Below are 23,946 nucleotides of genomic sequence, written 5' to 3' on the forward strand. Positions count from 1 at the left end.
TCTGCGGTTGAACAGAGAATGTGGTGTCGCGGCTCCGGGCTGCTTGATCGTGCTGGGAAGGACGCAGCTATCCCGGAGCTGCTCACCCGAGTGGTCGCAGGTGTGGGTGGATCCGGTGGGCGGGCCTGGATCCGGGGCATTTGGTGCAATCGGCGGGACTTTGAACACCTTTCGGGGACCTCGGACATCTGACCAGATGTTCGAGGTCCCCACGGGGTGTACGAGGTTCGGGGTTTTGCCCTGTTTGCCCACCATCCGGACCAAACCGGCCACATCCCGGGATCCCCGGCCGGATCGATCATCGAGTCGTGGATTCGTGTCCTCTCCCGGCAGTTTCTGGAGCAAACTTCCACGACTCGGTGATCCAGTTGCCCTCGGCACCGATCCGGGACACCACGAAAGGGGTGGTCCCGGCGAGCCGGTTCGCTCGGACGGACCAGATCGCCAAATGATTCGGGCTGCACTTTCCCGCGGGATCCGCGTAGCTGCGTCCTTCCCTGGTCGGGGCGGTGTGAGTCAAGGGTCGAACTTGTTCGATCCGCGCAGCGGACGCCGACGAAGGAGGCGCCCTTGACGCACGCCACCCCGACTAGCACCATCACGCAGCGGAGACCGCGAAACCACCTCACGTCTCGGAAGCCCCCGCGAGAACCACGATCCGCCCGGCGGACCCGCAGAGCCGCACACACCGCATGGCGTCGAGGCGGCGAGGTTGAATGGGCTACTTCTTCTGTGGCTGCACGAGTTTGAACAACCCGCGGACGGCGACGCGGTGGGCGGTGTGGCGGATCCGGGCGACCGGTGACGCGGTTGGCTTGATGGCCCGGGTAGTCGCGAGACGCGGAAAGAGAGCCTGCGCGTTGGCGTGGTTGATCCCAGCCAACTGACTCCCGTCGACGCCCTCGTCCAATCCAGCAGCGAAGTACTGCCCAGCGACATCCGGCGCGAACGGCCAGTCACTGCCAAACAGCACGCGCTCAGGCTGCGCAAACGCCAGCAAGCTCGGCAACGCCGCCGGACTCGACGACAACGCCGTATCGAAGTAGAAGCCACGGAAGTCATCCAGTACGTCGAGCACACTCGCACCGGTGTCAGCCGAGATCGCAAAGGCCATCCGATGCGACGCGTACGGCACCATCCCGCCCGCGTGGCCAAGGATGAACCTGATGTTCGGATACTTCCGCACTATCCCATTACGCACCAACAGATACGCCGCGCGCGTCGTATCAAGCAGGAAGTCAGCAGCAAACGCCGGTACGCCGACAACCTCCGGCCCAGGCAGCTCAGCCGGATGGATGAACACAACCGCGCCCCGCTCATCAAGCGCCCGCCACAGCTCATCCCGGCCTTCAGCGCCAAGGTATTCCCCATGGGTATTCGCCAGCAGTACGACGCCATCCGCCGTACCGTTGTCAAGAACCCGGGCGGCTTCCCGCGCGGAACCAGCGAGATCGGGCACCGGCAGCGTAGCGAAGTACCCGAATCGGTCCGGAAGCCCCGCACTGAAGTCGTTCAACTTCTGAGCCAGCGCGACCGCATCGTCGGCGTCCTTCAGAAACGACGTCCCCGGCATCGAGATCGACACGATCGCCGTAGTGATGCCGAGCAGATCCATCAACTCGACCGCAGCCTCGGAACTCCAGTCAGGCCAGGCACGCCCACCGGCCTCAGCGACACCGGTATCCCGCAAAGCTTCCCGGTAGAAGGACGGGATCAGGTGGTGGTGTACGTCGATGCGGTTCATGATGCGACCTGCTGCAGATCCAGGGCGATATCGGTGAGCATGTCCTCCTGGCCGCCGACCATGCGACGCCGACCGGCCTCGATCAGCAGGCTCCGGACGTCGATCCCGTAGCGCTCCGACGCGGCTTCGGCGTGACGCAGGAAGCTCGAGTACACCCCGGCGTACCCAAGCGTCAGCGTCTCTCGATCGACCCGGACAGGCCGGTCCTGCAACGGCCGAACCAGATCGTCGGCCGCATCCTGCCGAGGGAACAGATCGCAGCCATGCTCCCAGCCGAGCCGATCCGCGGCGGCAACGAACACCTCCAGCGGCGCGTTGCCGGCCCCCGCGCCCATACCGGCCAGGGATGCGTCGACACGATGGCAGCCGTGCTCGACGGCGGTGATCGAGTTCGCCACCCCGAGCGAAAGGTTGTGGTGGGCATGGATCCCGAGCTCGGTCGCCGGGTCCAGCACCTGCCGGAACGCATCGATGCGTTCGGCAACATCCCGCATGGTGAGGGCGCCGCCGGAATCGACGACGTACACGCAGACTGCGCCGTAGCTCTCCATCAGCTTCGCCTGCTGGGCAAGGCTCGACGCGTCGGTCAGGTGACTCATCATCAGGAACCCGACGGCCTCCATGCCGAGACGCACGACGAACCGCCGAGTCCGTCGCCGTGGGCAACTTCGATGGAGTCAACGCCGGCACGATCCAGCGCGGTGGCTATCGTCTTGACCTGATCCAGCGTGTACTGGTGCTTGATGGCGTGCATGCCGTCCCGCAGCGTCACGTCACTGAGGTAGAGGCTCATCCCCGGACTCCCACCTGGTTGCTCAGGGCGATCCGCTCGGCGACGGCCACCGCGGCCGACGTCATGATGTCGAGGTTGCCGGCGTACGCCGGGAGATAGTGCGCGGCGCCCGTGACCTCCAGCATCACGGTCACCTTCGGCCCGTCGAACTGCACCCGCTGCTTGAGCCGGTAGCCGGGCACATCGGCACGGACCTGCTCGGCCATCGCGAGAATCGACGCCTCGATCGCAGCGCGGTCGTAGTCGCCGTCGATCAGGCAGTAGACCGTGTTGCGCATCAGCAGCGGCGGCTCGGCCGGGTTCAGAATGATGACCGCCTTGCCGCGCCGGGCCCCGCCGACCTCCTGCAGCGCGGTGGCCGTCGTCTCGGTGAACTCGTCCAGGTTGGCGCGCGTCCCCGGCCCGGCCGACTTCGAGGCGATCGACGACACGATCTCGGCGTACTCCACCGGCGCGACCTGGTTGACTGCGGCAACCATCGGCACGGTGGCCTGTCCGCCGCAGGTGACCAGGTTGAGGTTCGGCGCGTCGAGATGCTGGTCCAGGTTCACCACCGGCACGCAGTACGGACCGATGGCGGCCGGCGTCAGGTCCAGCATCCGTACGCCGGTCGGCCCGAGTTTCGCCCAGTTGGCTCGATGCGCCGAGGCGGAGGTGGCGTCGAAGACCAGCCGGATGTCGGCGAACTCCGGCATCGCCATCAGGCCGTCGACACCGTCGGCGGTCGTTGCGACACCCATCCGCCGGGCCCGGGCCAGGCCGTCGGACGCCGGATCGATCCCGACCATCGCCCGGATGGAGAGTGCACCGGATCCGCGCAGGATCTTGATCATCAGATCGGTGCCGATGTTGCCGGAGCCGATCACGGCAACCGGCAGCGGTTCACTCATGGGTCACTCCTGGTACGAAGGTCGCCGAGACCCTGCCGAGCGTGCTGAAGACCGCCTCGACCTTCTGCCCGGCTGTGACGAACGGCGCCGTGGTCATCGCGCCAGGGAGGATCAAGTGGCCCGGCTCAAGCGCGGCGCCGAAGGTTGCGAGTGTGTTCACCAACCAGGCGACGGCCTCGGCCGGATGCCCCAGCACTGCATCACCCGCACCGCTGGCCGTGGCCTGACCGTCGATGAACAGGTCCACGGTCACCTTGGCGAGATCCGGCACCTGGCCGATCGGCGTCCACGCGCCGTGGATCAGACCGGCCGAGCTCGCATTGTCCGCGACCGTGTCGACCAATGTGATCTTCCAGTCGACGATCCGACTGTCGACAATCTCCAGCGCCGGCGCGACGGCTTCGGTCGCGGCCAACACATCCCCGGCGGTGACACCGGGACCACGCAGCGGTCGAGCCAACCGGAAGCAGATCTCAGGCTCGATCCGCGGCTGGCAGTAGCGCCCCGCGGGTACGGCGGCACCGTCGCGATGGACCATGTCGTCGAACAGCTGCCCGAAGTCCGGCTCGTCGACGCCGAGCAGTTGCTGCATCGCGGCCGCGGTGAGTCCGACCTTGTGACCGACCACGGTCGCTCCGGCTGCCATTCGCCGTACGACGTTGTCCTGCTGGATGGCGTACGCGTCGGCCAGGTCGATCGCGGGCCAGGTCTGGGACAACGGGTCGATCGGGGCGACGTCCCGCTCTGCTTGCCACAAAAGGTCTGCCGCGTGGCGTCGGTCGATCATCGGGTCCCTCCGGTCAGCCGTATGGCGGCCTCGTAGATCTGCCGTGCATGCAGCTCGAACAACGTCACCAGGTCGATCGCGTCGCCGCCGATCTCGCGCTGGATGAAGAGACCGTCCGCGCCGGCGACCGCGTACGTGGTGAGCGTGTTCAGCGCGGCCTTGTCGAGCTCGGGCACCACCAGCGCGATCGCCTCGGCGATCTTGTCCCGGGCGATCTCGCGCACCCGCAAGAACTCAGCCCTCCCCCGCGGCTCCTCCGGTCGCCGCTCCAACGCGAGCATCAGGCCGAGCCGGAGGAAGTCCGGCTGGTCGACCAGCGACTTGGCCACGTTCGCGGCCATCACGGTGACCCGCTCCAGCGGCGTACCGGCCTCCTCGCCGGGCAGCTCGAGGGCGCTCAGCCAGGCCTCGAAACTGCGCTCGATGACGGCGGCGATCAGATCGTCCTTGTCCTTGAAGTGCCAGTAGATCGAGCTCGCCGGCAGCCCGCAGGCGGCACTGACCGCCGCGATCGAAGTGCCCTCGTAGCCGCGCTCGCCGGCGATCTGCACCGCGGCATCGAGGATCCGCCGCCGTGACTCCACACCGTTGGCCCGCTGCCGGCGCGTGACTGCCTTGCTCATCCGACCTCCCGGTCTTGACCGCCCGTCTCCGCCGACCTTACCGTATCGATCACTCCAATTGGAACAGTCACTACAGTAAGCGTGATCACTACACTAAGGCGGCTTCGATGGATCGGTACGACGTGGCGATCGTAGGCTACGGCCCCACCGGGGTGACCGCGGCGAACCTGCTCGGCGGGCTCGGCCTGACCGTCGTCGTGGTCGAGAAGGACCCGGTGGTCTTCAACCGGGCCCGCGCGATCTCCACCGACGAAGAGGTCCTGCGGATCTGGCAACGCATCGGCCTGGCCGACCGGCTCGCGGCGGACATGCTGAGCGAGCGGCCGCTCGATTTCGTCGATGCTGGAGGCCGCGCCTTCTTCAGCGCGCGCCCGACGCCGCGCGGCCACGGTCATCCACCGCAACTCTTCATCTACCAGCCCGCACTCGAGCAGGTGCTGCGCGACGGACTCACTCGCTATCCCAAGGTTGACATCCTGCTCGAGCACGAGTGCCCTCGTACGGCGGCGCGGCCGCGCTGCGCTTGGCTCTGGACACACCGGATCGAGTCGACCGGATGGTGCTGATGGGCCCGGGCGGTATCGGGACGACCAGGGCGCTCCCGACGCGTGGGCTGAACAGTCTGCTCAACTACTACAGCGGTGAAGGTCCGTCGCGGCTCAAGCTGGAGAAGTTCATCCGGCAGTACCTGGTCTTCAACGCCGCCGAGATCCCCGAGTCGATCATCGATGAGCGGTACCAGGCGAGTATCGATCCCGAGGTCGTCGCCGCTCCCCCACTGCGCCGGCCGTCCAACCCCAAGGCTCTGTGGAGGATGGACTTCACCCGGGACAAGCGACTCGACCGGTTGCCGGTGCCGACGCTGGTGCTCTGGGGCGCCGACGACAAGGTCAACCGGCCGAGCGGCGGCCGAATGCTGGCCGACCGGCTGCCCAACGCAGATCTCTACCTGGTCGCCAACACCGGACACTGGGTGCAGTTCGAACGCGCGGAGCTGTTCAACCGGTTGTGCGCCGAATTCCTGGCAGGCCGGCGATGAGTGTCTTCGGGAACGTTCACCTCGGCTACATCGTGATCGAGACCAACCGCTTCGACGACTGGCAGCGATTCGGGGTCGATGCCATCGGCATGCATCACGACAGTCTCGGCCGCAACCTGATGCGGTTCCGGCTGGACGACCAGGCCTGCCGCTTCCTGGTACGGCGAGGGCCGGCCGAAGACGTAGTCGCCACCGGCTGGCATCTCGACGATCACTCGACCTTCGACGAGATCACGGCTCGGGTGCGGGCACACGCCGTACCCATGACTGAAGGGACTGCCGAGGAGGCGGAACTGCGCGGCGTCGAACGACTGCTGCGATTCCCCGGGCCGAAAGGGATCACACAGGAGATCTACACCAAGGCGGTGACGACGGCCGAGCCGTTACGGATGCTGGCGTCCGGATTCGTCACCGGTGACGCGGGCATGGGTCATGTCGCGATCACGTCGTCCAAGCCGGCGCAGTTACGCGGCTACTTCAACACCGTGTTCGACGCCCGGCTGACGGACTACATCGACGAGACGATCAGCGGGGTGAAGCTGAAGATTCGGTTCCTGCGGGTGAACGAGCGGCATCACTCGATCGCGATCGCCGCCATCCAGGGCGTGCCGGTCGATCCGATCCGCACGCGGGTCCAGCACCTCAACATCCAGGCCGCCACCCTCGACGACGTCGCGGCCAGCTACCAGCGGGTGCGCGAACTCGGTTTCGACATGGCACTGTCGGTCGGCCAGCACACCAACGACAAGGAGCTGTCGTACTAGGCGCGGACGCCGTCCGGCTTTGAATGGGAGGTCGGCTGGAACCCGCTCGTCGTCGACGAGACCACCTGGGAACCGACCACCCACCAGGGCATCAGCATCTGGGGTCACACCCCGGTCGGCCAGACCATCGTCGACAAACTCGACCAGTTCCGCCGCGGCGCTCTCTCCCTCGCGGCCCGCGAAGACACCGTCCCCGCCCTCAGCGCCCCCGGTATTCCGGACGGCTGAGATGAACGGCTCACGCGGTCGGCAGGTCGTCCAAGCTGGGCAGTGGCGCCCGGCTGAGCGCGTGAGCCTCATCGGCGGGTACGCCGAACATCCGCAGCAGGTCCTCGGCGATTTGATCGGTTGCCGCCGCGTCGTCACGGTCGGGGCGATCGAGAAGCAGTTGGCCGAGGGCGAGCAGCGCGCCACCGACTACGACCACCGCCAGCTCGGGGTCCTGCGTCGTGATGCGGCCGGCGTCGATCGCGGCCTGCAGATCGCGGATGGCGCGCGGCGCCAGCCCGCGGCCCGAGGTGATCAGCTCCGTCCCGCTGCGCAGCAGGACGCGGCTCAGCTGGGGCGCCTTACGGTGCAGCCGGCCGGTCAGGCGGAAGCTGCGCGTGAACGTCTCGATCGGATCGTCGGACGGTTCACCGAGCGTGTCCAGGACGGCACCATGCGACTCCAGCGCGTCGTCGACTGCGGCCTGGAACAGCTCGTCCTTGGTCTGGAAGTGGTTGTAGAACGACCCCATTCCGACATCTGCCGCCTTGGTGATCTCCAGGATCGGCGCGTTCAGGTTGCCCTCGGCGATGAACGCCTGGGCCGCACTCACAAGGGACGCCCGGGTCCGCATTTTGCGGCGTTCCAGGCGGTTCGGTTCGGGCGTGCGGTCGGCTGCCATGTCAATCACCCTAACACGGATCGTCAGGGGTGACGATATCGTCAGCTTGGTCTATGCTGACATTTGTCTCGCTACTGACGATATCGTCAGCACCGCATGATCGAAGGAGTCAGCGTGTCGTCGTTCCTCTATCGCCTCGGCCGGGCCGCGGCTCGCGCGCGGGTGCTGGTGGTCGCCATCTGGGTGCTCGTGCTGGCGGCAGCCGGCGGCGGTGCGGTGGTGTTCAACCACGGCACGGACGACACGTTCAGCATCCCGGGTTCCGAATCGCAGGATGCGCTCGACTACCTCGGGCGGGTCTTCCCGGAAGTCAGCGGTTCGTCGGCCCAGCTGGTCCTCGTCGTACCGGACGGGCAGAAGGTCGACACCGCCGCGAACCGGACCGCGGTCGGCGCCGCGGTGACCCGGATCGGGAAGGTCGACCAGGTCGCCACGGTGGTGAACCCGTTCGGGTCCAACGTCTCGGGCGCGGTGTCGGGTGACGGCCGAGCTGCGTTGATCGCCGTACCACTGAAGGTGGATCTGGCGCAGGTGGAGCCGTCGACCAAGGACGAACTGACCGATATCGCCACCGCGCTGGCATCGACCGTCGGCAACGGCGCGCACGTATACACCGGCGGCGACGCGTTCTCCGACAAGGTGCCGAAACTCAGCCCGACCGAAGGTATCGGCCTCGGGATCGCGCTGCTCGTCCTGCTGCTGATGTTCCGCTCCGTCATCGCGGCGGTGATGCCGTTGCTCACCGCCGTACTGGGCGTCGGGATCTCGGTCGGACTGATCTACCTCGCGACCGTAGTGACGCCGATCTCGTCGACCGCGCCGATGCTCGCGGTGATGCTCGGCCTGGCCGTCGGCATCGACTACGCGCTCTTCCTGCTGTCGCGGCATCGCGACCAGCTCGCCGACGGGCTCGAGGTCGAGGAGTCGATCGCCCGGGCGACCGCGACGGCCGGCTCGGCGGTCATCTTCGCCGGCCTCACCGTCGTGATCGCGCTGCTGGGCCTGGCCGTCGCCGGCATCCCGTTCCTGACCACGATGGGCGTCGCCGCCGCGGTCGCGGTCACCTTCGCCGTGTGCATCGCTGTCACCTTGATCCCGGCCCTGATGGCCTTCGCCGGCGACCGGCTGCGACCGCGCAAGCCTAAGGCCCAACGGCGCAGGCGGATCCGGCTCCCCCGCCCGCAGATCGCCAAAGCATGGGTGCGTACGGCGACCAAGATCCCACTGCTCACCGTCGTGATCACCGTGGCCGGGCTCGCCATCTGTGCCATCCCGGCGACCGACCTGCGACTCGCCTTGCCGGACAACGGCAGCGAGGAGCACGGTACGCCGGCCAAGGTCACGTACGAGGTGGTCAGCGAGCACTTCGGCCCCGGCTACAACGGCCCGCTGATCGTCACCGCGGACATCATCGCCAGCACCGACCCGGTCGGCCTGGTGAACAACATCGCCGCCGAGATCCGGACCATGCCCGGTGTCGCGTCGGTCCCGCTGGCCACTCCGAACCCGAAGGGCGACACCGGCATCATCCAGGTCATCCCGACCACCGCCGCGGATACGGCCGAGACCGAGGATCTGGTCAACCGGCTGCGCGATCAGGAGCAGCATTTCCTCGACAAGTACGGAACCCAGACCGCCGTCACCGGTATCACGGCGGTCGGCATCGACGTCTCGGCCAAACTCGGCCAGGCCCTGTTGCCGTTCGGGATCCTGGTCGTCGGATTGTCGATGATCCTGCTCGCGATGGTGTTCCGCTCGATCTGGGTGCCGCTGAAGGCGACGTTCGGGTACCTGCTGTCGGTCGGTGCCGCGTTCGGCGCGACCTCGTTCGTCTTCCAGCAGGGGCATCTGGCCGAGCAGTTGCATGTGGCCCACACCGGGAGTGTGATCAGCTTCCTGCCGATCATCCTGATGGGCGTCCTGTTCGGCCTGGCGATGGACTACGAGGTGTTCCTGGTCTCCCGGATCCGGGAGGACTACGTCCACCACGGCGACCCGCACCACGCGATCGAGTCCGGCTTCGTGTCCGCCTCCCGGGTCGTGGTCGCGGCCGCACTGATCATGTTCGCCGTCTTCGCCGCGTTCGTCCCGGAAGGCAGTGCGACGATCAAGCCGATCGCGTTCAGCCTTGCTGTCGGCGTCTTCGTCGATGCGTTCATCGTCCGGATGACGCTCGTACCGGCCGTGCTTGCCCTGCTCGGCAAGCGGGCCTGGGGTCTGCCACCGAAGCTGGATCGCGCGCTGCCCGTCTTCGACGCCGAGGGCGACGCACTGGTCCACGAGCTGCGGCTGGCGGACTGGCCCGGTGTCGACGAGGTGATCAGCGCCCGCGAGCTCAGCCTCACCGATGATCGCGGTCACCCGCTCTACCAGGACGTCGAGCTCCACCTGCCGCCCGGCGACACACTCGTCCTGCACGGGTACGGCGCTGTCGGCAAGACAGCCCTGTTGTTCACTCTCGCCGGCCGGGTCACCAAGCACAAAGGCGACCTGAAGGTTCTCGGCCGGGTGCTCCCCCAACACAGCCACTCGCTGCGCCGCGACGTCCATGTCATTCGCTGCCGCGATGTCGCCGACCCGGGCCCCGAAGTGGCCGCCGCGATCGCGGACGGCGTCGGCCTGGTGCTGCTCGACGACGTGGACGTCGTACTCCGGACCGATCAGCGCAACGCACTGCGCGAGGTGCTGGCCGGCCCCGGCACGTTCGTCGTCAGCTGCCAGGACCCGGAACGGATCCGCGACCTTCTCCCCATCACTACCCAACTGTTCGGGCTGGCTCCTCAGCTCGCGGAGGTTCACTGATGTTCACGCCGTTTGCCAACTCCGCGCGCGTGCCCGATGCCGGGCCACTGACCTGGCGGACCTGGGCCGGGCTGATCGCCGTACCCCTGCTCGTGATGGGGCTGTTGACCTGGGCGTTCTGGTCACCGGACAGCAACCACGACACGGCCACCGCGGCGGTCGTCAACAACGACGAGCCGGTCAAAGTCAACAATCAGACGATCCCGCTCGGCCGCACCCTCGCCGGCAACCTGATGAACAGCACGGACTCCCCCTACAACTGGGTCCTGACGGACGCATCGGATGCCGCGGACGGTCTCGCCGACGGCAAGTACGCCGCGGTCGTGACCATCCCCAGCAACTTCTCCGCGAAGGCCACGTCGTCCGCGACCGGCAAGCCGCTCGACGCCTCGCAGGCCGTCGTCGACGTGCGGACCTCCAGTACGGCGGGAGTCGCGGATCCGGCCCTGGCCACGCAGATCGCCCAGTCGACCCAGCAGTCGCTCGACCAGCAGATCGTGGAGACCTACCTGGACAACGTCTACGTCGGCTTCACCAACATCCACGGCCAGCTCGTGAAGGCAGCCGACGGCGCGACCCAACTAGCGGCCGGCACCAAGCAGCTCGTCCCCGGAGCGAAGCAGGTCGCCACCGGCTCGTCGCAGCTCTCCACCGCGGCTGCCCAGCTGGCGACCGGCTCCAAGGAACTGGCGTCGGGTACGTCGCAGCTCGCAACCGGATCGTCGCAACTGTCGAAGGGTCTCACCCAGGCCGAGCGTGACACGGCCCAGCTGCCCGCGTTGACCAAGCAACTGGCGGCCGGCGCCGAGCAGGTTGCTCAAGGCAACGAGGAGATCGCTGACACGGTCGTCCCGCTGGCCAACCGGGTGATCGCCGCGCTGGACGCCGTACCGTCGGCCAAGACGGAAGCGGCCAAGTTCAGGACGCTGTCGAGTCAGTGCAGTGCGAACGGCGGATCGGCGCAGTTCTGCCGGAACCTGGCGAAGGCAGCCGGCGACTTCACCGCGACGGCGGCCAAGATCGACGCGACCAAGGCTCGCGTGCGGGCGAACGCCGTACAGATCCGGAACTCGGTCCAGGCGCTGGCGACCGGATCTCGCAAGGTTGCCAACGGCAACGCGGAGTTGGCCAAGCAGGCTGTGCCGCTGACTCGTGGGATCGCGTCCGCGGCGCAGGCGTCGCGTAAGCTCGCATCCGGTGCCGCCAAGGTGAACACAGGGGCGCAGCAGCTTTCGACCGGCGCCGGCAAGTTGTCGACCGGGGCAGCTCAGCTCGCCAAGGGTTCGCAGCAGTTGTACGGCGGGGTGGTCAAGGTCAACACCGGCACGCAGCAGTTGGCGACCGAGCTCAACAAGGGTCGCAACCAGGTGCCGACGTACACGGCTGACGAGCGGGCGCACCTCAAGACGGTGGCGGCGAATCCGTCGACCGCCAGGATCGACAGCAGCTCGACCGGTCCGCTGGCGCTGACACTGTTCGCGGCGTTGGCCTTGTGGGCATTGGCCTTGGCGACGTACATCGTCACGCGGGCGGTGCCGGACGCCGTACTCATTGCTCGGGAGGCGACTTGGCGGATCATCGTCCGGGCCGCTCTTCCCGGCGCGACCGCCGCGGCCATGGCGGCCGCGGTGATCACGGCGATCGCCGTACCCGTGCTGCACCTCGGGTTCGGAGCGACCGTGGGCTTCCTCGCCGTGACGTTGCTCGCAGCCTGCGCTTTCGTCTCGCTGAACCAGGCGGCGACCGCGATCTTCGGCCGGTCCGGGCGGATCGCGTCCCTCGCCGTACTGCTCGTGGCCGGGGCGACCGGGATCATCTCCACCTTGCCGTCGCCGTTCTACGGGGTGGCGAACTACCTCCCGACCCACGGCGCGGTCGTCGCGTTGCGGGCCGTCGCGACCGACAGCCCTGGGTTGGTCGACGGCATCGTCGAGTTGGCAACCTGGCTGGCCATCGGCACCCTGGTCAGCATCGTCGTCACCGACCGCCGCCGGTACCTCGCCCCACGCCGGCTTCGTCGACCCGCTGCGGTGGCTGCTTAAGGACGGCGGCGGTTCGACGCCGGTCGTCGTACGACGCGGCGGCCGGTGTCGGACTGCCAGTAGAGGACTGAGCGGCCGGAGCGGCGGCGGTCGAGGAGGCCGGCGTCCGTGAGGACGCGGAGATGATCTGACACCGTGGCCAGGGACAGGCCGGTCGTTGCGACCAGCACGGTCGTGCTGACCGGGTCGGCGGCCTCGACCAGGATGCGGGCGCGGTTGCGACCGAGCAGCTGGACCAGCGGTTCGGGTGGGGCCTCGGTGCCGGCGAAGATCCCGGTGACGGGGTAGGTCAGCGCGAACCGGTCCGGTTTGCGCCAGGACACGTTGACCTTGTTCGTGTGGGCCGCGATGAACATCAGGTCCTGACCGCGGACATCGGTCACCGGATAGTCCCAGCGGTTCACCTGGATCCGCCCGTCACCGAGCCAACGGACATCCGGACCGAGCCCTCGCAGTACGCCGGACCACCCCTGCTCACTGAGCCGTGACGTCCGGGACACGATGTCGGCCTGTAACACCCGGAGCCGCCGCGGCCAGTCGGGCTCGACCGTGGTCGTCCACACCCACGTGAGCAATTCGGCCACCTGCTCAGCCAGCCCGGTCGACGCGAGCAGGATGTCCGGCAGAGGTGTCCGTACGACGCTCAGGTCCGCGCGGATGTGGTCGTCGTCCAGTGCGGTCAGCAGCTCGAGTTCGTCGTACAGCTCCTGGTTCGGTTCGAGTGGTGGGACGGTGAGGAAGTCGGCCACCCAGCTACGGCCGAAGGCATTGTCGACAATCGACGCCCAGATCGGGTGCTTGCTCAGCTGCTCCTCGTAGGCGGCGACGTGGGCGTCCTTCCAGGCCCGGTGCCAGGGCTCGGTCGGCGCGCGCAGGAGCTTCAGCGCGGACACCGTCTCGGTGAGCTGCGACGTACCGAACCGGGCGTTCGCCAGGGTGTCGGCGTCGACGAGGAATTCAGACAACGTTTCGCCTCCATCCGAAACTGTAGGTGGCTGCGGGGTCGGCGTCGATGCTCCTGACATGAGCACTTACCGCCAGATCTTCGCGAATCGGGAGTTCCGCAGCCTGTGGATCGGGAGTGCGCTGGGCAACGCGTCCTCGACCATGACGAGCCTGACACTCGCGCTGATGGTCGACGCCGCGACCGGGTCGGCGCTGCTGGCGGCGCTGGTGATGTTCGGGCCGTCGCTGGCCCAGGTACTGGGTGCCTCCACGCTGATGTCGGCGGCGGACACCGCGCGGCCCCGCCGGGTCCTGACCTTGCTCGCCTGCCTCTCGACCGTGGCGGTTGGTATTCAGGCCGCGCTGGATCTCAGTGCGGGGATCCGGTTGCTGCTCGCGCTGCTGGTGGCTTACGGGTTGTCGATTGGAGCCGGGGTGCGCTGGGGTCTGCTGAACGAGGTGGTCGACCAGAACCAGTTCGTGCTCGGTCGCTCGGCAATGAACCTGTCGGTCGGCGCTATGCAGATCGCCGGGTTCGGCACTGCGGGATTGTTGCTGCAGGCCCTCAGCCCGTCGGATGTGCTCTGGTTGGCGACCGGCTGCTCGGCGTTGGCCATCCCGATCATCCGGTTCGGCCTGCGGGACCGCTCCCCGCGCCGCGTTGCCCGCACGAGCTTCGCTGAGACCTGGCGCGGCAACCGCCGTTTGCTCGGTCAGGCCAACACCCGTCCGTTGCTGCTGGCACTGACTCTCCCGAACGGCCTGATCGTCGGTTGCGAAGCACTCTTCGTCCCGTACGCCGGTCCGGGTGCTGGTTGGCTGCTGGCCGCGGGTGCCGCGGGCATGATGACCGGTGACCTCGTCGTCGGCCGGTTCCTCAGTCGCTCGGGTCGACGCGTCGCCGGGCGCTGGTTGCGGATCATGCTCGCCGTGCCGTTCCTCGGCTTCGCGTTCGACCTGCACATCGCCGTACTGTCGGTGCTGGTCGCGGTCGGCAGCAGTGGGTACGCGGCATCCCTGTCCCAGCAGGAGGTTCTTGTCGAGCTGACTCCGACGGATCTTCGTGGTCAGGTCCTCGGCCTCGAGAGCGCGTTGCGGATGACGACGTTCGGCGTCGTCGCGATCCTGGCGGGCGCCACGGCCGACCTGACCTCCCCCGCGCCGGCGATCACCGCGTTCGCCACCGCTTCGCTGCTCGTCTCGATCGCCCTGACCCGACCGCTGTCCCGGGTGATGAACCCCGAGGCCGGGCTAGGCTCGCCGCATGGAGGTAGTGCGGCTGCGGAGGGTCTCGAAGAGGTACGGCCGTCGGCGTGAGGTCCTGGCGGACATCGACCTGCAGGTAGCCGCCGGTGATTTGCTGGCCCTGGTCGGCGCCAACGGCTCCGGCAAGTCGACCGTACTGAAGCTCATGGTCGGACTCTCGCGACCAACCTCGGGGACGGTACGACGGAATGCTCGCGTGGTGAGCTACGTGCCGGACATCTTCACCTCGCACGATCGGTTGTCGGCGTCGTCGTACCTGCGACACATGGGACGCATCCGCGGACTGAGCGCCCACGCGGCGCGGGCACGGTCCGACGAACGACGCCGCGCTGCTCACCGCCCTCAACCACGGCTGGTCAGTCACTACCGTCCGCCAGGTGAGGCCGGAGTGATCGCCTTCTATCGCTACCTGCTCATCAGCGTTTTGCTGTCCCAGCGCTACCTGCCGCCCACGCTGATCTTCCTCGCCGCGATGGCGGTCGGCACGACCTCGGACTCCGGTCCCCTGCAGGAGTCGTACGCGTTCTGCGTCCTCGCCATGCTCGTCTGCACCACCTGGCTCACCGTCAGCATCGTCAACCACGAGGACCCGACCCAACGCAAGATCACCCTCGTGATGCTCGGCGGCTCACTGCGGTCCTCGCGATCACGGTCGCCGTCGTCCTGACCTGGTCCGTCCCACTCCTGGTGATCGGCCTCGTCTACCCCATTGCCACCGGCAACCACGTGGTCACCGCCGGCGCCCTCACCATCGGCACCGTCGCCCAACTCTCCGCCGCCATGATCGGCACCTCCATCGGCCTACTCTGCTCCCGCCTGGTCATCCCCCGCATAGGCATCGCCATGCTCACCGCAACCACCGCCATCCTCGCCGTACTCCTCCTCCGCTGGCTCTCTCCCATCAGACCCCTCATGACCCTGCTGTCTGCGGACCGCACCTCCGCCGTACCCCTGACTCTCCTGACCGCGGCGAGCGTGGCGATCCTGATCGCCGCGCTCTTCACCACTCGAACCCTCGCGGACAGGAAGGAATGATCAGCGGCTGAAGCCGGCGGTGAGGCCGCTGAGGAGTTGGCGGCGGCCGATGGCGTAGAGGAGGACGATGGGGAGGGTGGTGAGCATGACGGAGGCCAGTACGGCGGGGATGTTGACGCTGTATTGGCCTTGGAAGGTCCAGAGGGCCAGCGGGAGGGTTCGCTTGTCGGGGCTCTGGGTGAGGATGAGTGGGAGCAGGAAGCCGTTCCAGACGCCCAGGCCGTTGTAGATGCTGACCGTGACGAGGGCAGGCCGGGTCAGAGGCAGCGCGAGGCCGCGGAGCATGTCCCATTCGCTCGCGCCGTCGACCCGCATCGACTCGAAGAGTTCTTTCGGTACGTCGCGGATGAAGTTCGACAGCACCAGCACCGACAGCGGGATGGCGAACGCGATCGACGGCAGGATGATCGCGAGCAGGCTGTCGTACAGGTGCATCCGGATGATCAGCAGGTACACCGGGATGATGGTGGCCTGCAGCGGGATCGCCAACCCCATCAGGAACAACCCGTTGACCCCGGCCAGGAACCTGCCGCCGGCACCGCGGACGATCGCGTACGCCGCCATGAACGAGATCGCGACCGCCGGGACGATGGTGCCGGCCGTGACGATCACGCTGTTCAGGAAGTACTGCGGGAAGTCGGACTCGATCACGAGTTTGTAGTTCGCCAGCGTCGGCGCCGACGGCAGCGCGAACGGGTTCTGGCTGAAGTACGCCGTCTGGTCCTTGAAGCTGGTCACCACGATCCAGTACAGCGGGACCATCACGATCACCAGCCACAGCCAGGCCGCCGTACCGCCGAACCAGTTCAGCCGGAGCAGTTTGCGGAGGTTGAACCGCCCGCGGGAGGTCGAGTGGCTCGCCGTACCGGCACCACTGGTCGCCACTGCCATGTCACGCACCTTCCTGCTGGCTGGCCGTCGTACTGCCGCCGAGCCTTCGCAACAGCAGCGCGAGCGCGAGGCCGATCAGGACCAGCAGTACGGCGATCACACTCGCCGGACCCATCAGGTTCGCCTGGAAACCGCGCTTGTACATGTCGAGGGCTAGTACCCGGGTGGCGTCACCAGGACCGCCCGCGGTGAGGACGAAGATCAGGTCGAAGAACGTCAGCGACCCGACCACCATCAGCGTCGACGACGTGATGATCGTGTACTTCAGTTGCGGCACGGTGATGCTGAAGAACTGCCGGACCCGGCCGGCGCCGTCGATCGACGCGGCCTCGTACATCGAGGCCGGGATCTGCCGGACCCCGCCTTGGTAGATCAGCGAGTGGAACGGGATGAACTGCCAGGACACCACGAAGACGACCACGCCGAGGGCGAGGTTTTCCCGGCCGAGCCAGTCCTGGGTGAGGAACCCGATCTTCAGTCCGGCGCCGAGCCCGAAGTTCGGGTCGAGCAGCGCCTTGTAGGTGATCGCGATCGCGGTCGAGCTGAGCAGCAGCGGGATGAAGAACAGGACGGCGAGGAAACCGCGATACCGCTGCCGGCCGGCCAGGAAGGTGCCGAGCAGCAGGCTGAGCGGCGTCTGCACCGCCCAGGACAGGATCATGATCTCGAACGTCACCCAGATCGAGTGCGGCAGTCCGGGATCGCTCAGCACCGAGCGCCAGTTGGAGAAACCGGCCGGATTGATGGCGCCGAGGCCGTCCCACTGGGTGAAGCTGAGGAACAGTACGCCGAACAGCGGGACGACCCCGAAGACGATGAAGACCACCAGCGCGGGGAGCGCCATCCAGGCGACCGCACCGCTCCGCCCGACGCCGGTCGGAGCTTTGCGGGCACTGGCCGGCAGGACGGGCGGAGCGGTCGCAGTCACTTGCCGATCACCGCGTTCATGCTGTCGGCGAACTGCTGGGGTGAGATCGACAGCTGGAACAGCTTGGCGATGTTGTCGAGCAGGGTCTCGGCCTGAGTCGGGCTGAGCGCCTGGTCCCAGGACTGGGCGAAGTTCTTGGCGTTGGCCGAGGTGTCGTAGACGAAGTTCAGCCACTCGGAGTCGTTCTTGTCCGTCACCGTGGACAGCTTGTCCTTGGCCGACTTCACCACCGGGATGTTGCCGGACTTGACCCACGCCTCGACCGACGCGTCGTCGAGGGTGTTGTTGGCGAGGAACTTCTTCGCGGTCTCCTTCTCGCCCTGGCTGGCCTTGGAGGAGATGGACAGGTACTGGCCCGGGTTGCCGACGGTGTCGCTCGGGTCGCCCTTGCCGCCGTCGACCGGCGGGAAGTTCATGTAGCCGAGGTGGCCGCCGGTGACGAAGTCGCCGCCGGAGGCCTTCATGTTGCCGTAGGTCCAGGCACCGTGCAGCATCATCGCGGCCTTGCCGGTGAACAGCAGCGCCTGGTCGGCGTTGGAGTCGGCGGTGATCGAGGAGAAGCCCTTGATGAAACCGTTCGCCTTGATCAGCTTCTGCATCTCGTCGAGCGCCTTCAGCGCGGACGGGTCGGACCAGCTGTTCGGCTTGCCGTCGAAGATGTTCTGGAAGACCTCGGCGCCGCCGATCCGGTCGAACAGGAACTCCAGCCACATCATGTTGGTCCAGCGCGACTGGCCGCCGAGCGAGAACGGCGCGATGCCCTTGTCGTTGAACTTCGGCACCAGGTCCATGATGTCGCCCCACGACTTCGGTGGCTCGGCGCCGATCTTCTCGAAGGCCCGCTTGTCGTAGAACAGCACGATCGGCGTGGTGGTCTCGACCGGCATCGCGTAGATCTTGCCGCCGACGGTCGCGGCACCGAAGGCGGACGGGAAGATCGACTCCTTCAGCGCGGACTGCTCGCCGAACCACGAGGTCAGGTCCTCGACCTGGCCGGCGTCGACGTAGCTCTTCAGGCCGCCGCCGCCCCAGCCCCAGATCAAGGTCGGGCCCTGGCCGGCGCCGATGGCGGTCTTGATCTTCTGCTTGAACGCGTCGTTCTGGAACTCGGTGAACTTGATCTGGGTGCCCGAGTTCGCGTCGTTGAACCGCTTGACCTGCGCTTCCCGGATCGCCTGCTGCGGCTGGCCGGTCAGGAACCAGTACGACGCACCGCTGCCGGCCGCCGCACCACCCGTGGAGCTACCGGAGCTCTGTGGGCCGGATGTACCGCAAGCAGCGAGGCCGGCGGCGAGCGCGCCGCCGCCGACCAGGCCGAGGAAGGAACGCCGAGATGTCGTCATGGGATCCACAGTGATCTCCGTACTCCGTGCCGCGGACCGCTCCACGGCGCATCGGTGGCGAGGTGCTCCACAGCGACCGCAAGCACCCCGATTAAGACTATGTTTCGTAACGTAGATTTCGGGAGTTTCGCTGTCAAGACTTGAACTACCGACTTTTTGGGGTCACAGTGAGGTCACGGAATCCCTGCTGTCACAGGCGATCCGCAGACTTCCCGAGTACCGTGGCGAGTTCGGCGATCAGCACCCGAATCTTCGAAAAGTTTTCGATACTTTGTCACGGCAAAGGGTCCAGGTTAAGGGAGAATTTCTTGTCCACGCCGACCTCCTCCACCCCGTCGGACCGGCCTTGGTACGACACCGCGCTCGCACCCGAGAAGCGGGCGGAGCTCCTCCTGCAGGCGATGACGCTGCCGGAGAAGATCGCGCAACTCGGCAGCCGGTGGGCCGGAAACGACATGGCCGATCACGAGCTCCCCGAAGAGGAGACGATCAACGTCGCGCCGATGGAGGACGTGTTCGCAGTCGGCGGTTCGCTGTCGCTGGAGGAGGCGAGCGAGCACGGCCTCGGCCACTTGACCCGGGTCTGGGGCAGTGTCCCGCAATCGGTCGAGCACGGCGTGGCCGAAGTGATCCGGCAGCACAAGGTGGTCCTCGAGGGCTCGCGGCTCGGCGTCCCCGCGCTGGTGCACGAGGAGTGCCTGACCGGCTTCACGACGTACGGCGCGACCGTCTATCCGGCCTCGATCGCGTGGGGTGCGACGTTCGATCCCGAGTTGGTCGAGCGGATGGCCGCGGCGATCGGGCGCGACATGGCCGCGGTCGGTGTGCATCAAGGGTTGTCACCGGTGCTGGACGTCGTACGCGACTATCGGTGGGGCCGGGTCGAGGAGACGATCGGTGAGGATCCGTATCTGGTCGCGATGCTCGGGTCGGCGTACGTCCGTGGTCTGCAGAGTGCCGGTGTGATCGCGACGCTGAAGCACTTCGCCGGGTACTCGGCGTCGCGGGCGGGGCGCAACCACGGGCCGGTGTCGATGGGGCGTCGTGAGCTGCTCGACTTCATCCTGCCGACCTTCGAGACCGCGATCGCGACCGCCGACGCCGGGTCGGTGATGAGTTCGTACTCCGATATCGACGGCCTCCCCGCGAGTGCCGACCCCTGGCTGTTCACCGATGTACTGCGCGATCAATGGGGTTTCGGCGGCACCCTCGTGTCGGACTACTGGGCGGTGCCGTTCCTCTCGTCGATGCATCGCGTCGCCGTCGACAACGCCGACGCCGGTGTGGTCGCGCTGACGGCCGGCACCGATGTCGAACTGCCGGACACGATCGGGTTCGCGGGCCTGGCCGACAAGGTCGCGTCGGGCGAGGTCTCCGAGGACCTGATCGATCGCGCGGCCCGGCGACTACTGCTGCAGAAGGTCAAGCTCGGCCTGCTCGATCCCGACTGGACCCCGGAGGGCTCGGTCCGCGAGGGCATCGACCTCGACTCGGCCGAGAACCGCGAGATCGCTCAGCAGCTCGCCGAGCGGTCGATCGTCCTGCTCGACGCGGGATCCGCGTTGCCTTTGAGTCCTGAGCTGCGCAAGATCGCCGTGGTCGGGCCATCGGCGGGCGATCCGCGCACGCTGATGGGTTGCTACGCGTTCCCCAATCACGTGCTGCCGCGCTACCCCGGCCGCGGTCTCGGCATCTCGGTGCTCAGCCCGCTGGTTGCCTTGCGCAATGAATTGCCAGGCGTCGAACTCGTGCACGAGAAGGGTTGTGACGTCACCGGCGACGACCGGTCCGGGTTCGAGGCAGCGGTCGCGGCGGCGCGCGACGCCGAGCTGTGCGTCGCGTACGTCGGCGACCTGTCCGGACTGTTCGGACACGGCACCTCCGGCGAAGGCTGTGACGCGGAGGATCTGCGCCTGCCCGGCGTACAGGGAGAACTGTTGTCAGCGGTCCTCGACACCGGCACGCCGGTCGTCGTGGTGGTCGTGTCGGGTCGGCCGTACGCACTCGGCGATTTCGCGGATCGGGTGGCCGGCCTGGTGCAGGCGTTCATTCCCGGTCAAGAGGGTGCGGCCGCGATCGCCGGCGTACTCAGTGGACGGATCGTGCCGAGCGGCAAGCTGCCGGTGCAGATCCCGCGGCACGTGGGTGGGCAGCCCGGTACGTACCTGCAGCCGGCGCTCGGCAGCGTCGAGAGTGCGGGGATCAGCGGGCTGGAGGTCCGGCCACAGTTCCCGTTCGGGTACGGCGCTTCCTACATCAGCTTCGAGGTCGGCGACCTGCGGATGAGCGCGACCGAGATCGGGAACGACGGTGAGTTCACCGCGACCGTGCGGGTCCGCAACACCGGTGAGCGAGCCGGTGACGAGGTGGTCCAGCTCTACCTGCACGACGTGGTGGCGCGGATCGCCCGGCCGCTGAAGCTGTTGACCGGGTTCGCCCGGGTGTCGCTGGAGCCTGGAGCGGCCATGGATGTCACCTTCCGTGTGCACGCGGATCGCACCGCGTACACAGGCCCGGACTTGCGCCGGATCGTCGAGCCGGGTGACGTTGAGGTGATGATCGGCACGTCGTCGGCGGACCTGCCGTGTCGGGCTTTTGTCCGGGTTACCGGGGATGTGAGGGTGGTAGGGCACGATCGCACGCTGACCACGCCGGTTGATCTCACGCCGGTGGTCGACGAGGGAGTAGGAGGAGGGTGATGAGATGCCGCGGTTGAAGGGGCGCGTCACCCTGGCCACCGTGGCCGACACGGCCGGAGTGTCGGTCGCCACGGTCTCCAAGGTGCTCAACGGGCGCAGCGACGTCTCGCCGGCCACCCGTGCGCGGGTGCAGGAGATCCTCGAGCGGCACGGGTACGTCGGTCGCCGGCCGGAACCGGTCGAGCGGGACACGGTCGAGCTGTTCTACCAGGGCGTGGTCAACGCCTACTCGGTCGAGGTGATCCAAGGTGTCGTCGAAGCCGGCCAGCTGGCGGGCGTGGACGTCGTACTGAACGCGCATCCGAAGCACCCTCAGACCTCGAACGCCGGCCGGACGGCCCGTTGGATCCGCGAACTCATCGCCAACGGCCGGCGCGCCGCCATCGGCATCACCAGCGAACTGGCCGACGCCGACCTGGCCGCGCTGTCCCGCGCCCGGCTGCCGCTCGTGGTCGTCGACCCGGCCAACATCCCGCAGCCGGACGTGACGAGTGTCGGCTCGACCAACTTCGCCGGCGGGATGACCGCCACCCAGCACCTGCTGTCCCTAGGCCATCGCCGAATCGCGTACGTCGGCGGACCACCGACGTCGGGCTGCAACCAGGCCCGGATGAGCGGCTTCCGCAGCGCGATGGAAGCCGTCGGCGCACCCGTGCCGCCGGAGTACATCTGGCTGCGGGACTTCCTGTACGACGACGGTCTGGCCGGCGGATCCACCATGCTCGACCTGCCGGATCGGCCGAGCGCGATCTTCGCCGGCAGCGACGAGGTCGCCCTCGGCATCCTGGAGGCAGCCCGCGCGCGCGGCCTGCGCGTCCCCGACGACCTCAGCATCGTCGGCTTCGACGACACCGAGGTGGCCCGGCTGGCGTCGCCACCGCTCACCACCGTGAAGCAGCCGCTCCGCGAGATGGGCGCCGTCGCCCTGCGCACAGCGCTCCAACTGGCGGCCGGCGAAAAGGTCGACTCCCACCACGTGGAGCTGGCGACCACCCTCATCATCCGGGCCTCAGCCGCCCCCAACCCCGTCACCTCGATCGCCGCCTCCTGACCCGCGCCACTCCGACGCGCCGGTCGGCTTCCCGAGCTTGTTCGGGCCGAACATCACCCTGACCAGTGGTCCGGCGCCGGCCCGCTCCTACATCGAGCGCCTCCTGCCGGGGATCCTCGACGGCACCGTCAACCCGGGCAAGGTGTTCGACCGGACCGTCGACCTCGGCGGAGTCCCCGACGGCTACCGTGCGATGGACGACCGCGAGGCACTGAAGGTCCTGGTCCGACCGTGATCTCGCGCGCCCGGCCGGGAGCGATCCTGGCGATCATCCTGGCCAGCTACTTCATGATCCTGCTGGACAACTCCGTCATCTTCACCGGCCTGCCGAGCATCCGCTCCGAGCTGGGGCTTTCGGCAACGGCGTTGTCGTGGGTGCAGGACGCGTACACGCTGGTGTTCGGCGGTCTGTTGCTGCTCGGCGCACGGGCCGGGGATCTGATCGGCCGACGGCGGTTGTTCGTCGCGCCGACCTCCCTGTCGTTGCTGACGGCAAACTTCCCGGAGGGTCGCGAACGCACGCGTGCGGTCGGCTGGTACGGCGCCACCGCGGGAATCGGCGCGAGTCTCGGGCTGGTCGTCGGCGGTGCCTGTGCACACTGGATCTCCTGGCGCGCCGGGTTCTTCATCAACCTGCCGGTCCGGCTGGCCCTGATGGTGGCCGCGCGGAAGTACCTCGGCGAGTCAGAACGCCGTACCGGACGCTTCGACAGCATCGGCGCGTTGACCGCCACGCTCGGAGTGGGTGCGATCGTGTTCGGGATCGTGAACTCGGCCGAGGCGGGCTGGAGTTCGGCGGTGACGATCGGTGCACTGGTCGCGGGCGTCGTACTGCTGGTGGTGCTGGTGGCGAACGAGTGGCGGGCGGAGCAGCCGATCATGCCGCTACGGTTGTTCCGGAGTCGCGAGCGCAGTGGTGCGTACGTCGTCCGGATGCTAATCCTCTTCGGAGAAGGAGCCGAGCAGTGACCACCTGGACCGCAGACGAACTCGACCGAATCGGCAACGCCACCGAACTCCGCGTCGCCTCCCTGCGCAAGGACGGCACCCTCCGCCGCTACATCATCATCTGGGTCGTCCGTGTGGGCGACGACCTCTACATCCGCTCCGCCTACGGCACCGACAACCCGTGGTACCGCCGCGCGAAGACCAGCGGCAAAGGCCGCATCAAAGCCGGCGGCATAGAACGCGACGTCACCTTCACCGAGGCCGCTCCAGACGTACACGAATCCATCGACGCCGCCTACCACACCAAGTACGACCGCTACGGCAAGGCGATCGTCGCCACCGTCGTCGGTCCCGAAGCCGCCCGATCCACCCTCCACCTCCTCCCCCGCGGCTGAGGCGGCCGAGCCGATCTCCGCCCACCGACCGGCTTCTGAGCGAAGGCGCCCGACAGTGAGCGGACGGTCACG

Annotated in this window: 24 protein-coding genes; 13 read left to right on the plus strand and 11 right to left on the minus strand. The window is 67.6% G+C overall.

Going from position 1 to position 23,946, the window contains the following annotated elements:
- Window positions 1–721: 721 nt before the first annotated feature.
- From V9K99_RS27425 to V9K99_RS27450, 6 genes are read right to left on the minus strand one after another with little or no spacing between them, the layout of a single operon-like run.
- Window positions 722–1,744, minus strand: a complete 1,023-nt coding sequence (locus tag V9K99_RS27425) for an amidohydrolase family protein (RefSeq protein WP_337006597.1) — start codon at window positions 1,742–1,744, stop codon at window positions 722–724.
- The gene (gene dmpG, locus V9K99_RS27430; RefSeq protein WP_337006599.1) at window positions 1,741–2,367 is read right to left on the minus strand and encodes a 4-hydroxy-2-oxovalerate aldolase; all 627 of its coding nucleotides are present in this window, start codon (window positions 2,365–2,367) and stop codon (window positions 1,741–1,743) included. Before dmpG ends, V9K99_RS27425 begins: the two co-directional genes overlap by 4 nt.
- Window positions 2,346–2,537: a hypothetical protein gene (locus V9K99_RS27435; RefSeq protein ID WP_337006601.1), complete on the minus strand. Its 192-nt coding sequence runs from the start codon at window positions 2,535–2,537 to the stop codon at window positions 2,346–2,348. The genes dmpG and V9K99_RS27435 overlap by 22 nt, the downstream gene beginning before the upstream one ends.
- Window positions 2,534–3,427: an acetaldehyde dehydrogenase (acetylating) gene (locus tag V9K99_RS27440; protein WP_337006603.1), complete on the minus strand. Its 894-nt coding sequence runs from the start codon at window positions 3,425–3,427 to the stop codon at window positions 2,534–2,536. The genes V9K99_RS27435 and V9K99_RS27440 overlap by 4 nt, the downstream gene beginning before the upstream one ends.
- Entirely contained in the window at window positions 3,420–4,214 is a 795-nt protein-coding gene (locus V9K99_RS27445; protein WP_337006605.1) for a 2-keto-4-pentenoate hydratase, read from the minus strand. The genes V9K99_RS27440 and V9K99_RS27445 overlap by 8 nt, the downstream gene beginning before the upstream one ends.
- Entirely contained in the window at window positions 4,211–4,837 is a 627-nt protein-coding gene (locus tag V9K99_RS27450; RefSeq protein WP_337006607.1) for a TetR/AcrR family transcriptional regulator, read from the minus strand. Before V9K99_RS27450 ends, V9K99_RS27445 begins: the two co-directional genes overlap by 4 nt.
- Window positions 4,838–4,959: 122 nt before the next feature.
- Here V9K99_RS27450 and V9K99_RS27455 point away from each other — a divergent pair, with 122 nt between their 5' ends.
- The 3 genes from V9K99_RS27455 to V9K99_RS27465 are packed head-to-tail and all read left to right on the plus strand — an operon-like array spanning window position 4,960 to window position 6,640.
- Window positions 4,960–5,403 carry an FAD-dependent monooxygenase gene (locus V9K99_RS27455; RefSeq protein ID WP_337006609.1) on the plus strand — a complete coding sequence of 148 codons (444 nt, stop codon included), beginning with the start codon at window positions 4,960–4,962 and terminating at the stop codon, window positions 5,401–5,403.
- Window positions 5,394–5,876 (plus strand): alpha/beta fold hydrolase, encoded by a 483-nt coding sequence (locus V9K99_RS27460; protein ID WP_337006611.1) that lies wholly within the window; start codon window positions 5,394–5,396, stop codon window positions 5,874–5,876. The genes V9K99_RS27455 and V9K99_RS27460 overlap by 10 nt, the downstream gene beginning before the upstream one ends.
- Window positions 5,873–6,640 carry a VOC family protein gene (locus V9K99_RS27465; RefSeq protein WP_337006613.1) on the plus strand — a complete coding sequence of 256 codons (768 nt, stop codon included), beginning with the start codon at window positions 5,873–5,875 and terminating at the stop codon, window positions 6,638–6,640. Before V9K99_RS27460 ends, V9K99_RS27465 begins: the two co-directional genes overlap by 4 nt.
- A gap of 238 nt (window positions 6,641–6,878) precedes the next feature.
- Here the strand turns inward: V9K99_RS27465 and V9K99_RS27470 are convergent, their stop codons facing one another.
- Window positions 6,879–7,529, minus strand: coding sequence for a TetR/AcrR family transcriptional regulator (locus V9K99_RS27470; protein ID WP_337006615.1), 651 nt, complete (start codon window positions 7,527–7,529; stop codon window positions 6,879–6,881).
- Between the two features lie 96 nt (window positions 7,530–7,625).
- Here V9K99_RS27470 and V9K99_RS27475 point away from each other — a divergent pair, with 96 nt between their 5' ends.
- Together V9K99_RS27475 and V9K99_RS27480 are read left to right on the plus strand one after the other, a co-directional pair.
- The gene (locus tag V9K99_RS27475; RefSeq protein WP_337006617.1) at window positions 7,626–10,331 is read left to right on the plus strand and encodes an MMPL family transporter; all 2,706 of its coding nucleotides are present in this window, start codon (window positions 7,626–7,628) and stop codon (window positions 10,329–10,331) included.
- On the plus strand, window positions 10,331–12,373 hold the full coding sequence (locus V9K99_RS27480) for a YhgE/Pip family protein (RefSeq protein WP_337006619.1): 2,043 nt from the start codon (window positions 10,331–10,333) through the stop codon (window positions 12,371–12,373). Before V9K99_RS27475 ends, V9K99_RS27480 begins: the two co-directional genes overlap by 1 nt.
- On the opposite strand, the gene V9K99_RS27485 is transcribed toward V9K99_RS27480, so the two are convergent.
- A complete protein-coding gene (locus V9K99_RS27485) occupies window positions 12,370–13,338 on the minus strand; it encodes an ArsR/SmtB family transcription factor (protein ID WP_337006621.1) in 969 nt (322 codons plus the stop codon). The two genes, V9K99_RS27480 and V9K99_RS27485, sit on opposite strands and share 4 nt — an antisense overlap.
- A gap of 58 nt (window positions 13,339–13,396) precedes the next feature.
- On the opposite strand from V9K99_RS27485, the gene V9K99_RS27490 reads away from it, so the two are divergent.
- The 3 genes from V9K99_RS27490 to V9K99_RS27500 are packed head-to-tail and all read left to right on the plus strand — an operon-like array spanning window position 13,397 to window position 15,619.
- A complete protein-coding gene (locus V9K99_RS27490) occupies window positions 13,397–14,635 on the plus strand; it encodes a hypothetical protein (protein WP_337006623.1) in 1,239 nt (412 codons plus the stop codon).
- Entirely contained in the window at window positions 14,583–15,251 is a 669-nt protein-coding gene (locus V9K99_RS27495; RefSeq protein ID WP_337006625.1) for an ATP-binding cassette domain-containing protein, read from the plus strand. Before V9K99_RS27490 ends, V9K99_RS27495 begins: the two co-directional genes overlap by 53 nt.
- 20 nt (window positions 15,252–15,271) lie before the next feature.
- Complete coding sequence (locus V9K99_RS27500; RefSeq protein WP_337006627.1) at window positions 15,272–15,619, plus strand: hypothetical protein; 348 nt, start codon at window positions 15,272–15,274, stop codon at window positions 15,617–15,619.
- Here V9K99_RS27500 and V9K99_RS27505 read toward each other — a convergent pair whose 3' ends face one another.
- The 3 genes from V9K99_RS27505 to V9K99_RS27515 are packed head-to-tail and all read right to left on the minus strand — an operon-like array spanning window position 15,620 to window position 18,781.
- Window positions 15,620–16,510, minus strand: coding sequence for a carbohydrate ABC transporter permease (locus V9K99_RS27505; RefSeq protein ID WP_337006629.1), 891 nt, complete (start codon window positions 16,508–16,510; stop codon window positions 15,620–15,622).
- A 1-nt stretch (window position 16,511) separates the two neighbouring features.
- Window positions 16,512–17,438, minus strand: coding sequence for a carbohydrate ABC transporter permease (locus tag V9K99_RS27510; RefSeq protein WP_337006631.1), 927 nt, complete (start codon window positions 17,436–17,438; stop codon window positions 16,512–16,514).
- Complete coding sequence (locus tag V9K99_RS27515; RefSeq protein WP_337006633.1) at window positions 17,435–18,781, minus strand: extracellular solute-binding protein; 1,347 nt, start codon at window positions 18,779–18,781, stop codon at window positions 17,435–17,437. The genes V9K99_RS27510 and V9K99_RS27515 overlap by 4 nt, the downstream gene beginning before the upstream one ends.
- Before the next feature lie 308 nt (window positions 18,782–19,089).
- Here V9K99_RS27515 and V9K99_RS27520 point away from each other — a divergent pair, with 308 nt between their 5' ends.
- Genes V9K99_RS27520 through V9K99_RS27540 form a run of 5 tightly spaced genes read left to right on the plus strand, consistent with a single transcriptional unit; the run spans window position 19,090 to window position 23,874 of the window.
- Window positions 19,090–21,480: a glycoside hydrolase family 3 N-terminal domain-containing protein gene (locus V9K99_RS27520; protein ID WP_337006635.1), complete on the plus strand. Its 2,391-nt coding sequence runs from the start codon at window positions 19,090–19,092 to the stop codon at window positions 21,478–21,480.
- Window positions 21,481–21,484: 4 nt separating this feature from the next.
- On the plus strand, window positions 21,485–22,531 hold the full coding sequence (locus V9K99_RS27525; protein ID WP_337006637.1) for a LacI family DNA-binding transcriptional regulator: 1,047 nt from the start codon (window positions 21,485–21,487) through the stop codon (window positions 22,529–22,531).
- Between the two features lie 37 nt (window positions 22,532–22,568).
- Complete coding sequence (locus V9K99_RS27530) at window positions 22,569–22,766, plus strand: hypothetical protein (RefSeq protein WP_337006639.1); 198 nt, start codon at window positions 22,569–22,571, stop codon at window positions 22,764–22,766.
- Window positions 22,763–23,500: an MFS transporter gene (locus V9K99_RS27535; RefSeq protein ID WP_337006641.1), complete on the plus strand. Its 738-nt coding sequence runs from the start codon at window positions 22,763–22,765 to the stop codon at window positions 23,498–23,500. The genes V9K99_RS27530 and V9K99_RS27535 overlap by 4 nt, the downstream gene beginning before the upstream one ends.
- Window positions 23,497–23,874: a DUF2255 family protein gene (locus V9K99_RS27540; RefSeq protein WP_337006643.1), complete on the plus strand. Its 378-nt coding sequence runs from the start codon at window positions 23,497–23,499 to the stop codon at window positions 23,872–23,874. The genes V9K99_RS27535 and V9K99_RS27540 overlap by 4 nt, the downstream gene beginning before the upstream one ends.
- The last annotated feature ends 72 nt before the right edge of the window (window positions 23,875–23,946 follow it).

It is taken from the genome of Kribbella sp. CCNWLW201 (assembly GCF_037203805.1).
In the GTDB taxonomy this organism is placed as follows: Bacteria; Actinomycetota; Actinomycetes; order Propionibacteriales; family Kribbellaceae; genus Kribbella.